The following is a 698-nucleotide window of genomic DNA, read 5'->3' as shown; positions in this document are numbered from 1 at the left end:
TTCCAAAACATTCCTTATGAAATTTTCAAGGTTCGGGAAAAGAAGTAAAAAAGTAGGGTTTCTACACTAGAATCATACTTTATAATTTCTAACAGCTCCTCCCTGTGTTCTCCAGGTAGATGAAAAATGTCCCCGGCACGCTTATCAAAATTTCCTTTTTCTTTAAGTTCCTTTTCTATCCATTCCACAGCATATTCCGGGAATATTGGAGCAGTCCTGGGGGCAGATGCCTGATTCCCTACAATAAGTTCACCGTCAAGAATATATATGCTCATATTTTCCAAAGTTCTTTCGAGGGCTTTTGCTCTTTTCAGATATACAGGCATAGCTTCGTTTTCTTTATAAACCTCAGTATAAAATCTTGCTCTTTCAATGCATACACCTGGCACTCTCGACAACACATCTTCCCGTAATTTTCTTATTCTAATGCTCGATACATTCACAGCAAAGACCTCCCAAAGTAATGTAATTAAACCTATCATCCTCCTACTACTATCTCAATACCACTGTTCTCTAGCATTCTTACCACATTTTGAATCTTTTGTTCGTCAGGCTTTTCCAGATTCCCCAATTCGTAGGTTCGTTCCAGATATTCATACTTTGCCCTTCCCAGTGTATGATTGTAATGTCAAACTAAGACCTTAAATTTACATGCTTGCTACCTTAAAACTATTGAAACTAAAAGTTTTTCGGAAAAA

General features: G+C 37.1%; 1 protein-coding gene. It reads right to left on the bottom strand.

Going from position 1 to position 698, the window contains the following annotated elements:
• Window positions 1-14: 14 nt before the first annotated feature.
• Window positions 15-482 (bottom strand): pyruvate formate lyase family protein, encoded by a 468-nt coding sequence (locus ACKX14_RS15535; RefSeq protein ID WP_422449276.1) that lies wholly within the window; start codon window positions 480-482, stop codon window positions 15-17.
• Window positions 483-698 lie beyond the last annotated feature (216 nt).

Source organism: Thermorhabdus hydrogeniformans, from assembly GCF_049310025.1.
In the GTDB taxonomy this organism is placed as follows: Bacteria; Bacillota; Thermosediminibacteria; order Thermosediminibacterales; family Tepidanaerobacteraceae; genus JBJYKD01.
Note: the sequence above shows the minus strand (reverse complement) of the source record. Positions and strands in the feature narration are given on the sequence as shown.